The sequence below is a fragment of the Psychrobacillus glaciei genome, assembly GCF_008973485.1.
GTDB classification, from domain to species: domain Bacteria; phylum Bacillota; class Bacilli; order Bacillales_A; family Planococcaceae; genus Psychrobacillus; species Psychrobacillus glaciei.
The window spans coordinates 230,002-241,925 of record NZ_CP031223.1 but is presented as its reverse complement, the minus strand read 5'-3'; the positions used below and the strand labels follow the sequence as shown (position 1 = coordinate 241,925).

General features: G+C 37.6%; 10 protein-coding genes and 1 riboswitch. Of the genes, 3 read left to right on the top strand and 7 right to left on the bottom strand.

The features are described 5' to 3' along the window. Window positions 1-42 precede the first annotated feature (42 nt). The gene (locus PB01_RS01230) at window positions 43-1,038 is read right to left on the bottom strand and encodes an ABC transporter substrate-binding protein (RefSeq protein WP_151698494.1); all 996 of its coding nucleotides are present in this window, start codon (window positions 1,036-1,038) and stop codon (window positions 43-45) included. Window positions 1,039-1,550: 512 nt separating this feature from the next. Between PB01_RS01230 and PB01_RS01225 the strand changes: the two genes are divergently transcribed. Then, complete coding sequence (locus PB01_RS01225; protein WP_151698493.1) at window positions 1,551-2,624, top strand: hypothetical protein; 1,074 nt, start codon at window positions 1,551-1,553, stop codon at window positions 2,622-2,624. A 319-nt stretch (window positions 2,625-2,943) separates the two neighbouring features. On the opposite strand, the gene PB01_RS01220 is transcribed toward PB01_RS01225, so the two are convergent. Then, window positions 2,944-3,939, bottom strand: coding sequence for a 2-hydroxyacid dehydrogenase (locus tag PB01_RS01220; protein WP_404815100.1), 996 nt, complete (start codon window positions 3,937-3,939; stop codon window positions 2,944-2,946). Window positions 3,940-4,257: 318 nt separating this feature from the next. Here PB01_RS01220 and PB01_RS01215 point away from each other — a divergent pair, with 318 nt between their 5' ends. After that, window positions 4,258-4,758 carry a DUF1697 domain-containing protein gene (locus tag PB01_RS01215; RefSeq protein ID WP_192797423.1) on the top strand — a complete coding sequence of 167 codons (501 nt, stop codon included), beginning with the start codon at window positions 4,258-4,260 and terminating at the stop codon, window positions 4,756-4,758. A gap of 255 nt (window positions 4,759-5,013) precedes the next feature. Further along, on the top strand, window positions 5,014-5,382 hold the full coding sequence (locus PB01_RS01210; RefSeq protein WP_151698491.1) for a VOC family protein: 369 nt from the start codon (window positions 5,014-5,016) through the stop codon (window positions 5,380-5,382). 129 nt (window positions 5,383-5,511) lie between these two features. Here PB01_RS01210 and PB01_RS01205 read toward each other — a convergent pair whose 3' ends face one another. From PB01_RS01205 to PB01_RS01185, 5 genes are all read right to left on the bottom strand, one after another. Next, complete coding sequence (locus PB01_RS01205; protein ID WP_151698490.1) at window positions 5,512-6,549, bottom strand: ribonucleotide-diphosphate reductase subunit beta; 1,038 nt, start codon at window positions 6,547-6,549, stop codon at window positions 5,512-5,514. Window positions 6,550-6,562: 13 nt separating this feature from the next. Continuing rightward, complete coding sequence (locus PB01_RS01200) at window positions 6,563-8,788, bottom strand: ribonucleoside-diphosphate reductase subunit alpha (RefSeq protein WP_151698489.1); 2,226 nt, start codon at window positions 8,786-8,788, stop codon at window positions 6,563-6,565. A 244-nt stretch (window positions 8,789-9,032) separates the two neighbouring features. Next, a riboswitch (cobalamin riboswitch) is annotated at window positions 9,033-9,212 on the bottom strand. A gap of 113 nt (window positions 9,213-9,325) precedes the next feature. Continuing rightward, a complete protein-coding gene (locus PB01_RS01195) occupies window positions 9,326-10,153 on the bottom strand; it encodes an undecaprenyl-diphosphate phosphatase (protein WP_151698488.1) in 828 nt (275 codons plus the stop codon). 9 nt (window positions 10,154-10,162) lie between these two features. Then, entirely contained in the window at window positions 10,163-10,765 is a 603-nt protein-coding gene (locus tag PB01_RS01190; protein WP_151698487.1) for a DedA family protein, read from the bottom strand. Further along, window positions 10,765-11,853, bottom strand: coding sequence for a metallophosphoesterase (locus tag PB01_RS01185; protein WP_151698486.1), 1,089 nt, complete (start codon window positions 11,851-11,853; stop codon window positions 10,765-10,767). Before PB01_RS01185 ends, PB01_RS01190 begins: the two co-directional genes overlap by 1 nt. Between the last annotated feature and the right edge of the window lie 71 nt (window positions 11,854-11,924).

Below are 11,924 nucleotides of genomic sequence, written 5' to 3'. Positions count from 1 at the left end.
ACACCTCACATTTCTTGGTTAGATTTTTTATAACATGAATCATTATTTCAAAGCTGCTTTCACTTTTTGTGCAACTTCATCAGACACCCAAGTTGTCCAAACGTCTTCATGTTCTTTCATCCACCAACGTGCGGCTTCTTCTGGTTCTACACCTTTTTCATTCATGTATTTAAGTGCATCTTCCGTTAACTCACTGCTTGTATGATATTTACTTAAAAAGTCTACAACACCTTTTGCTTGTGTTACTAAGTCTTTATTCACAGCAATTACCACGTCGTTTGGTGGAAATTCCGTCCCTTTACTTTCATCCCATGCTTTTTTGTCATAAGGTTTATCTTTTAGAAGTGTTAAATCATAACTTGCTGTAACCCAAGTTGGTGACCAATAATAACCTACCCACGGCTTCCCTTTTTTGTAGGCACCGGCGAGATCAGCAACAATTGCAGAATCAGACCCGGGTGCTAGGTAGTTAAATTGTTTGTCAAGTCCATATGTTTCAAGTTTCGTCTCCAATTGTTCACTAACAACCCAACTTGACGGGGCGCCGATAATGCGTCCTTTGTCCTTATCTTCGGGGTCTTGAAAAATCTGCGGATACTTCGCTAAGTCCTCCACAGTTTTTAAATCGGGAGCAACTGCTTTAATGCCTCTTTTAGCGTCTCCTTCAATTACGTAAGTTGGAACATATAGTCCTTGTGAGTTATCATCGAAGTTTGTAGATACTTTAATAACTTTCCCGCTATCTATTGCTTTTTCATAAACATCTTTAATATTGTCTGTCCATACTTCCATATAGACATTTAAATCTCCTTGTTCAAGTGCTTGCATCGTAGCTGCTGATGTACCACTTGTAACCTCGGTATCATATCCATATCCTTTTTCTACAATTAGCTGCGCAATACTATTATGAACCCGAATACTGTCCCATCCTGCATCTGCAAACTTAATAACCTTAATACTATCCTTACTTGCACCATTACTACACGCGGCTAGAACTAAAAGCGTGCACAATGAAAAAAACAACACTACTTTCCTCATGAAATTTCCCTCTTCTCTCTATTTCCTAATTAGATGCACCGTACTTCCCTCCTTCTTGTTTACCCTTATTTTTAAAATTTAAACCTCCTAAAACCATAACAATTTTCACATTAAAATTACCAAAAATCCGGAACATCTAAATCGTAACTGTTATTACTACTAGACTTAGAAAATCATTGCAAATAAAGAAGGTAAAAAGTGTAAAAAACTAGTTAATTTCTGAAATAAAAAAGAAAAGACATTTATTCGAATATTTACGGGGACGTTAAGCAAATACTGTGTCATAAGGCCGAGTAAGTACTAATGAATATATTTGTTTGTTATGGTTCATTTAAGTTCTTATATAACCTTGCAATACAACAAAGGTTGTATAAACGAATGTAGTGTAAACTTTGAGGTGATAGGGATGCTATATCTAATAAAATAAGATTTCTAATGTCTTATATTGGAGTGAAATTAATGGCTAAGATGATTTTATACATCATAAAAAATAAGGACTTGGAGCTGACAAAATGAACAAGGCAATCAGAACATTCATCCCTATAGCACTTGGATTAACACTAGTATTAACAGGATGTAATACTCCCCAAAAACAAAGTAAACAAAAGGAAGAACAAATCCAAAAAAAACCTCAAAAGGATACCCAAATTACGGGGTTACAGCCTTTAAATGCAATGACATTACAAGTAACGTTCGCCGAGCCATTACTGGACGAGGAAGTTAATCCTGCTAACATAGATAAAATTAAGCAAAATTTTAAATTTGATAATGAGATGAGCATTGTCAATGTTCCTAGGTTAAAGACTGGAGCAAAAAGCACCTATATTGTGCCTGTAACCATACAAAAGCCTGTAACAGCTTATACAGTTAACTATAAAGGAGGAAAGGACCAAACCTTTGAAGCAAGTGATGAGAAAATCAATATACGTCAAACAAAACAGGTTACAAGCGATACATTTGAAATTGAATCTTTTAAAGAAGATGGTGTAACTGATTATGCAAACATTATTGAAGCATATCGTCCTGATAGAGGTAACCTCGCTTTTCAAGTAAATGACGAAAATATAGATGAAAATGGGAAAAAATATCAAGTAATCTCTTCTTTAAGAGATCGGACATTAACTATTAAATCAAGTAATGGAGAAAAAATAATCGCGAATTATGTCCCGTTTACACAAGCAGCAGATGGTAGACAAGCACCAAAGTTTCGTTTACCAGACGGACAAACTTTAACACCCGGCACAAAGTATACTGTGTCGTCTGACTGGGCATTGATTAAAAATCCATCCTTTAACACGAAAGAGATTGCACCACTTACAATCAAGACAGCAGAAGCAATAGACAACAAATCATTCCAATTAACTTTAGAAAAAGATCCCGGTATGGAGTTATTTGCTGGCCGAAGCGTAAAATTACAAAGTGAAGACGGAAGTATGATTCAAGCACAATATCGTTTCTCTTCTCGTAATGGTGCAGTTGGTATTTTCGATATTAAAGACACTAAATTAAAGTCCGGTGCAAAATACAAGGTAGTACCTACAAACAAATGGGCAACTGCTGACAATATATTACTAATCGCAAAATAAAGGATAATACGAAAACCGTGAGCGTCCTTTGAGAGTTTCTTCTTTTCATCATTTATGTAACAAGCGTTTGTCCATCACACTTTTGGAACTTTTAAGTAAATGATCCATTTGTGGTAGATAATTAAGAAATAAACTCCTTTTCTATTCTTTAAATTTGGATGAAGAGTTTATTTTCACCAATGCATACCAAATTCACATATTTACATATCTCTATATAAAAGGAAGAAAATTTCTCTTTCTTGTCGATTTCCTAGGAAATAAACCTAAAAAAGAAGCACTAAGTCGGCTTACACTCGACAATTAGGGCTTCTTTTTTAGGTTAAACTACACGATTTTTTGGTTCTTTATTTTCTAAAACGGCTTCAATCGCTTCAACATTCAACTGCATCATTGCAAGTCTCGTTCGAATACTAGCGCTACCTATGTGTGGTAAGACTGTAACATTCGGTAATGTTAGCAAAGGATGATCAAATGGTACTGGTTCAACTTCGAATACATCCAGTCCTGCAGCCCAGATTTTATTTGTCATTAATGCTTCGTATAGGGCTTGTTCATCAATGATTCCACCGCGAGCTACGTTAATAATCGCTGCAGTTTCTTTCATTAGGTTCAGCTCACGTTCACCGATTAGCCCTCTCGTTTCTGAAGTTAGTGGAGTTAACAGTACAACAAAATCAGATTCTTTCAGTAGTGAATCGAGTTCTGCGTAAGTGAATCCGAAATCCTTTTCAGCTTCCATTTTTCGTGTTCGATTATGGTAAAGAACGTTCATATTAAAGCCTTTTGCCCTTCTTGCTACCGCTTCACCAATGCGTCCCATTCCAATGATTCCAAGGGTTGTACCAAATACATCCATTCCGGTATATTGCATTGGTGACCGTGACTTCCACTTGCCTGCACGAAGATCATGTTCTGCCTCCATCACACGACGAGCAGTAGCTAGTAATAAGGAAAAAGCTAAATCCGCAGTAGTTTCCGTTAAGACTCCTGGCGTATTTGTTACAATAATTCCATGTTCTTTCGCTGCATCCACATCGATATTATTGTACCCAACCCCTAAATTACTAATTACTTTTAAATCTGGCAAACTTTCAATAAGTGCACGATCTATCTTATCAGAAAGCATTGTCCAAATTGCACGAACATCTTTTGCTTCTGTCTTTAACTCCTCATAACTCATCTGCACATCATCCCTATGCCACATCTTTACTTCAAACTTTTCTTTTAATGGGTTCACCACTTCATCTGGCAACTTGCGTGTAATTAATATTTTCCCCAAAATTGAAACCTCCAAATATTCTAATAGCTTAAGCATGAGTGAAAGTACTTAATTTTGCAACTGGTATTCACCGAGATATTCAAGATGTGTTTGCATTTATGAAGAGGCATTTACACATGCCCGTTCTGAAGATCATAAGCATTTAGAAGCTCTTGTAGCGTATTGGTGCAAATACAGCTTTTGCACCTAAACTTTGAATGAGAACGAAGAAGTATTTATTTTCAGGTGATCCCGATTGGAAAAGTGGACCTAGTTTTGGTGGTTTTATTTTTATTCACATTAGTTTTAAGCTGTACGAATCAACTGTGACTTGGTTAATATAGAACTAGATCTATTAGCTTAGGAGTGATGAGGATGTCGTTTGTTGCTTTACTTCGTGGAATTAATCTTGGCGCTAGAAATAAAGTAGATATGAAATCTTTGAAGGGGCTATTCGAAGAAATGGGCTATGAAAATGTGCGGACTTACATTCAGACCGGGAATGTTATTTTTGATAATGCAGCTTATGATGTGTCCGCGATTGAGACCGCGCTTCGTGAAAAGTATGGTTTCAACATACCAGTCATCGTACGGTCGAAAGAAGAGCTGGAAGAGATTCAGCAGCATTCAATCTTCGCCAAAGAACAAGTGTATATTATGTTTTTGGCAAATGAAACCTCGGATGAACAGCAAGCATTGCTTGGCGAATTAGTCGAAGATGAATTTGCAGTGTGTAATCGTAAAAATATCATTATTAATCTATCGGCGAATTATCACAAGACCAAGTTTACGAATAATTTTTTCGAGAAGAAGCTTGGAATGCCATCTACTGCGCGAAACCAGAATACGGTAAACAAAATAATGTTGAAAATGTGAGAGGTTTCCGCCTTGCGTTGGTGGAAGCCTTTTTTCGACCGATTGTTTGGGAGATACGACCGATTATACTTAGTATTCGACCGATATCTGGGATATACGACCGATTATGCTAACTATTCAACCGACTATCTTGTTTATTCGACCGATTGTAATTGTTCATAAGCATTTCTAATGTCAATTGATAATTACAATTAAATTTCCAAAAAGGTTTATTTACGATATGCTTAATCTAGTAAGCATAAAGGGGGATTCACTATGTCATTTATGTTCAAATCGATTGACCATATTCAACTAGCAGCTCCTAAAGGTTCAGAGACAGTAGCGAGAAAGTTTTTTGGTGAGCTATTAGGTTTTCAAGAAGTAGAAAAGCCAGAGACGTTAAGAAAAAAAGGGGGCGTATGGTTTCAATTCAATAATTATCAAATTCATATCGGAATTGAAGAACCATTTTCCCCTGCTAAAAAAGCACATCCTGCATTTGAAGTAGAAAATCTAGATGCACTGAAAATGCAATTAACAGAAAATGCAGTTAGCTTCGTAGTAGATACAGATTTACCGGGAGCAAATAGAATTTATGTCCATGATCCGTTTGGCAACCGTATTGAAATATTAGAATGGATTTAATTATAAAAAAGCATCCTTTCATTTAAATGAAAGGATGAGAAACTTTTGTTATGTGAGAGCCCCTTTTTGATGCTAAAAGGGGCTCTTCTTCATGTGGTTTATTTCATAACCTTTATTCCCACCAAAAAATTATAAATCATCAAATCCGTTATCTTGTACATTTACTTTGACGTATTGACGGGACTTTTGTTCGAAAAAGTCAGTTTTCCCTAAATCTACTTCTTCGTAGGCTTTGATCCATTTCAACGGATTTTTGCGATACTCAGGGAACGGTCGGTCGTAACCCAGTTGAGAGCATCGCACATTGGCGTAAAAGTAGATGTATGCTTCGACATCTTCTACATCGAGACCGTCTATTTTCTCCCCAATAATTTCACGCGCCCAGTCTACTTCTAGTTGCGCTGCTTCGCGGAAAATTTCTTCTACCTCAACTGCACGTTCTGGTGTATCAAACTCCGGATACTCCGTTAATAATTCTCTGTAAATTTTAACAAATAAATCGACATGCAACTGCTCATCCCGATTTATATAGTTAATCATTGTACTTGTTCCAACCATTTTTTGATGTCTTGCAAGGTGATAGAAAAAAGCAAATCCAGAATAGAAAAATAGTCCTTCTAAAATGACATCATACACAATCGAGCGCAGCATGCTATCAACATTTGGCTGCTCCGCGAATTCTTCATAACCTTTCAACACAAAGTCATTTCGTTTTTGCAAAACAGGCTCCGTGCGCCAAAAATCAAACACACGGTTTTGCTCATCTTTCGATACTAAGCTAGAAAGCACATACGAATAGGAATGGTTATGGATAACTTCTTGCTGTGCCAAAATAATCATCAATGCGTTCAAGCTAGAATCAGTCAGAAAGTCAGCTACCTTCCCTGCAAAATCGGTTTGCACACTATCTAAAAGGGCAAGCAACCCAATTATTTTCAAAAACGCATCCCGCTCCGCTTCATTTAACTGCGAAAACTGCTTAATGTCATTACTCATATTTATCTCAAATGGTGTCCAAAAGTTTCCAAGCATTTTTTTATACTTTGGATAGGCCCAACTAAATTGCACGTCGTCCCAGTTTAATATATTCGAACTTTGGCCGTTCACAATTCCCGTCGAACGGTTCGGAGCTTCTTTATCCATTAGTTTTCTTTTTTCTAACTGCATATAAATTTCCTCCTTAACTTGAACAAGAATCACAATCGACTAATTCAACCGAAGTAGAACGTACGTAATAGGTCGTTTTTAGACCACTGTTCCAAGCATCCAAGTGTATATCTAGTAATTCCTTAGCTTTGATTGTATTTTGTACGTATAAGTTTAATGAAACACCTTGATCGATATGACGCTGACGTGCAGCATTTTGCTTTAATGTCCAGTGTTGATCAATGAAGTATGCTGATTTGTAAAACCAAGTCGTTTCCGAATTAAGATCTGGCACTGTTACTGGTATTTTGTAATCTTTCTTTTCTTCCGAGTATGACTTTTGAAATATTGGATCGATACTCGCAGTGCTTCCAGCTAGAATAGATGTTGATGAGTTAGGCGCAACCGCCATTAAGTAGCCGTTACGAATTCCATTTTCGGCAACTTGATCACGCAGTTCATTCCATTCTTCACTTTCGTATTGGCGTTTTTCAAAATATGCGCCTGTTTGCCAATCCGAGTCTTCAAATAAGGGATATGCCCCTTTTTCTTTTGCAAGTTCTACAGAAGCTTGGATTGTTAAGTAGGCCACTCTTTCATATAACTTATCTGCGAACTCCACAGCTTCGTTCGATTCCCAGCGAATACTATTTAGAGCAAGCAAATGATGCCAACCAAATGTGCCTAGGCCAATTCCACGGTATCTAGCGTTTGTGCGTTCTGCTTGTGGAACCGGAATCATATTCAAATCAATCACATTATCGAGCATGCGCACTTGGATTTTGATTAAACGCTCCAACACATCTGCTGGAACCGCTCGTCCAAGATTAATAGAAGATAAGTTACAAACAACAAAATCCCCTGCTTTTCGACGAGTCACAATGACATCGTCTTCTAATTCAATCGATTTAAACGACGTGGCACTTTGGTTTTGAAATATTTCGGTACACAGATTACTGCTGTACACCATACCCGCATGCTTGTTTGGATTACTACGATTTACTTCGTCGCGATAAAACATATACGGCACACCTGTTTCCAGTTGAGAACGCATAATTCGTTTCATCAAGTCAATTGCCGGAACAGTTTCACGAGATAACCGGCTATCATTTGCACATTCTTCGTATTTTTCTCGGAAGGAACCTTCTCCACGTTTTTCATCGTAATAATCTTCTAAAGAATAGCCATTTAATTGGCGAACCTCATGTGGATCAAATAAATGCCATTCTTCCCGAGCGTCCACTTTTTCCATAAATAAATCTGGCAAGCATACACCTGTAAAAATATCATGCGCACGAAGACGTTCATCCCCATTATTCAAACGTAAATCTAGAAACGTGAAAATATCTTTATGCCAAACATCTAGATAAACAGCGATTGCTCCTTGACGCTGCCCAAGTTGATCCACACTTACTGCTGTGTTATTTAATTGTTTAATCCAAGGAAGTACGCCACTTGATGCACCAACGAATCCGCGAATAGAAGATCCACGACTGCGCACTTTCCCCATATACACACCGATACCACCACCGAATTTTGACAGTGTCGCTATGTCTGTATTACTATCGTAAATCCCTTGAAGACTGTCATCTACCGTGTCTATGAAACAGCTAGATAACTGTCCATGAGGTTTCCCTGCGTTTGAAAGAGTTGGTGTTGCCACGGTCATATATAAATTACTCATTGCCCAGTATGATTCCTTAATTTTCGCAAGACGATTTTCTTTCTCGTCTTTCATAAGTGTCATTGCAATGACTAGCCAGCGCTCTTGAGGAAGTTCTACAATCGATTTATCAAAGTCTTTTGCTACATAGCGATCGAGCAATGTTTTTAAACCGATATACGTGAACAAAAAATCTCGCTCGGGCACGATTATTTCCGCTAATTGTTGAAGTTCCTCAATTGAATATGCTTCTGCAATACGCTTGTCGTAAAGCCCTTTTGCAATTAATGCTTGTACATTGCTCGCAAACTTACTGTAAACTGTGTCAGCTGTTGTTTTTCTATTTAGAGCCACTTTCTCATATACATCCGCTAGATGAATGCGCGCTGCGACAAATGTCCAATACGTTTCTTGTTCATCTAGAAAGCTTAATGCTTCTAGTGACATCGATTTGGACCAAGCTGATGTAGATCCTTCTGGGAACTTTCTCACCCATCTTTCATGTGATTTGATAAGTGGTGCTATGTTATCTTCCCCGAATTCCTTAGTTAAATTATGTAATACTACTTGCTTTGTAGTATTTGAGATGATTGTCATATAAACTCCTCCTTGTTTATTTGGTTGGCTGGTGTGTATGTCGTGGTCAGGCTCTCATTTATGCGGGACTAAAGACAGGTCATGTGGTGCTCATATACTTTTTTTGATACAAAACAAAAAAGCGATACCCCAAGCCTCTTCGGCTGAGTTATCGCTCAAATTTAAAAAGTAGGAAACTACAAGACATATCAATTGGTTGAAAGAGAGTCCCTCGCCCCCACCTCTCAACCCCCGAAGAAAGTGTTGCTTCACCGATGAAGAGGCAGGTCTACTGGCTCGTGTTTCATCCTTCTGTCGACCTTCCCTCGATTGCTCGAAGTGGCTATTTCAACAGTCGTCCACACTCACAGTTGCGGGGACAGCTTCGGTTTTTTTACCGAATTCCCTTTTAAACCATAAAGGTACCAAATCATCGTTCACATACTATATATTGTGTTTTATTTACTTATACAATCTAACATATTGTGTTTAGGCTTGTACATAGGAACAAAGTCCACATACAAAAGACAGACATTTTGAAATGTCTGCCATTCATTTTTACATATATATGATGATCGCAAGCACTACCGCCAACACGATACGATAGATCGCAAATGGTACTAATTTGATTCGCGATACCAATTTCAAGAAAAACTTGATGGAGATAAGTGCGAATACAAACGCACTAATAAATCCTACTACATAAAACCCAATGTCATCCATATTAATTTGTTCCCAGTTTTTCAACACAGATACTAAGCTTGCCCCAGCCATAATTGGAACTGCCATGATGAACGTAAAATCTGCAGCTGTTTTATGACTCATCCCGAATAGTACACCACCAGAAATGGTAGCTCCCGAGCGAGAGAACCCTGGCCATAAAGATAGACATTGTACCAAGCCCACTTTAAATGCTTGCCCATACGAAATTTGATCTAAACTAACGATGGAAGGTTTTTTCGGTCCGAATTTATCTGCAATAATCATTAAGATAGATCCAGCCACAAGGCTAAATATTACCGTTTTCACGCCAAATAAATTATCATCAATAAAATCTTTTAGAGCAAATCCTAATATAACAGCTGGAAGCATTCCTATAATTACATGCAGTAGATTAAAATGCTTGCTTGATTGCTCGCTATCGATTTTATATAGTCCTACTAAACTAAATAATCGTTTCCACATCACAACAACTACTGCCAAAATAGATCCTAACTGTACGACAATTTTAAACGTATTTGCTGAATACATTCCTAAAAAGGTCTCCGTCTTTAGCCACATATCATCCACAATAATCATATGACCTGTGGACGAAACAGGAGCAAATTCTGTCATACCTTCTACAAAACCTAATATTAATGCCTTTATTAACTCTAAAAATTCCATAAGATCTCCTTAGTCACGTTTTTTGAAATACCAAACTAAAAATATAATACCAATAATCGCTAAAATAATATACACTGCATTGGAGTATATATCCATATATGCTACAATTTCATCCCAATTTTCACCGACCGCTGCTCCTACCGAAACTAACACCGTATTCCAGATCAGCGTCCCTAATGTCGTGAATAAAAGAAATAAACCAAAACCCATCTTGGACATCCCCGCAGGAATCGAAATAAGGCTTCTAACAAGTGGAACTAGTCTTCCGAAAAACACGGCCCATACACCATATTTCTCAAACCATACATTGGCTTTTTGAATATCTTTAGTCGTTAGTCGCAACAACTTACCGTACTTCTGCACAATTTTCTCCAAACGATTTACATCTAATAATGAACCAATCCCATATAAAATAGCGGCTCCTCCGACCGAACCAGCAGTTGACGCAATAACAATTCCTAACCTAGTCATCGTTGTTGTTGTCGTCATAAATCCACCGAGCGTTAAAATGACTTCAGAAGGAATTGGCGGAAAAATATTTTCGATTAATATTAACAAAAATACGCCTAGATAACCAAACTGACTGAGCCAGTCCGTAATCCATGCTTCCATTATAGTTTCACGTCCTCAAATTTTATATGAACCGACCATAGTTCCGATTGACTACCCAAACGAATTGGAGGACCCCAGAAACCAAATCCAGAAGACACAATTGCATGCAAGTTTCCTTTTTGTTTGTACCCATAATCTAGTTCGAATAATTTCCTTGTAAATAAATGATTTGGCCACATTTGTCCTCGATGCGTATGACCAGACACGTGAAAATCTACTCCTTCTTTTTCAGGAATCATTAGATTCGAAGGCGTATGATCCATAACAAACCAAGGAAGGTTACGTTTTTCTGGTACTAAATTGGAAAGCTGCTTTCTTTCTTTATTCGTCAAGTCTTCCCTGCCAGTTAAATAAAACGAATCTGCCAACAAAATAGTTTCGTCTAATAACATGTGGACATTGGATGATTCCATCTCTTCTACTAAAAGCGGAATTTTTTTGCCGTAGTATTCATGATTTCCGAGTACCCCATATACACCATACGTGGACGATAGTTGCTTCATCACTTCGGACATGCCATTTTTCACGAACCAAATTGGATCGTCATCCACTAAATCCCCAACGAGTAAGACTAAATCTGGTTTTTCTTCGTTTGCTTTTTTCACAAATCTTTTTAAATGCGTTTTATTGGATAATAAACCCAAGTGGAAATCAGACGCAACTACTACTTTTAATTCTGTAAGGTCTGAGTTCTGTTTAGGCATGCTAATAGAAAGTTCCCGAACTACTGGCGTATATGCATTATACGTACCTTTTATCAAAATCCATGCAAATAAAAGGAAAACAATCCAACCTACCGTTCTTAATTGACCAGGGAAAATCCACGTTATTAATGTGGCAATGGGAAAAAGAATAACCCCGTATTCCATAATGATCATCCAATATGATCCCGCAATACTAAATAACCGCAGACTATGATTGATTCTTCCAATGATAAATCCATATGCGATAAGTGCCCAGACAATTCCAAATAGCCAGTGGTTTATAGGAAAGAAAGCTTCCAACCAGGTGACTACTGTCCACCCAAAGTAAAAAACAATTGCCGAATATAAGATGATTACTAATGTAGCAGCACCGATTCTTTTCATTTCAGTTCTCCAGTATTTGTATTTTTCATTTAGTATAGCAGATTTTATAGGACTACTCTCCCCTAAGCCTC

Bases quoted from the DNA above. Each gene is read 5' to 3' on its own strand.
- PB01_RS01230 (WP_151698494.1), bottom strand. From the start codon at position 1,038: ATGAGGAAAGTAGTGTTGTTTTTTTCATTGTGCACGCTTTTAGTTCTA.
- PB01_RS01225 (WP_151698493.1), top strand. From the start codon at position 1,551: ATGAACAAGGCAATCAGAACATTCATCCCTATAGCACTTGGATTAACA.
- PB01_RS01220 (WP_404815100.1), bottom strand. From the start codon at position 3,939: ATGCTTAAGCTATTAGAATATTTGGAGGTTTCAATTTTGGGGAAAATA.
- PB01_RS01215 (WP_192797423.1), top strand. From the start codon at position 4,258: ATGTCGTTTGTTGCTTTACTTCGTGGAATTAATCTTGGCGCTAGAAAT.
- PB01_RS01210 (WP_151698491.1), top strand. From the start codon at position 5,014: ATGTCATTTATGTTCAAATCGATTGACCATATTCAACTAGCAGCTCCT.
- PB01_RS01205 (WP_151698490.1), bottom strand. From the start codon at position 6,549: ATGCAGTTAGAAAAAAGAAAACTAATGGATAAAGAAGCTCCGAACCGT.
- PB01_RS01200 (WP_151698489.1), bottom strand. From the start codon at position 8,788: ATGACAATCATCTCAAATACTACAAAGCAAGTAGTATTACATAATTTA.
- PB01_RS01195 (WP_151698488.1), bottom strand. From the start codon at position 10,153: ATGGAATTTTTAGAGTTAATAAAGGCATTAATATTAGGTTTTGTAGAA.
- PB01_RS01190 (WP_151698487.1), bottom strand. From the start codon at position 10,765: ATGGAAGCATGGATTACGGACTGGCTCAGTCAGTTTGGTTATCTAGGC.
- PB01_RS01185 (WP_151698486.1), bottom strand. From the start codon at position 11,853: ATGAAAAGAATCGGTGCTGCTACATTAGTAATCATCTTATATTCGGCA.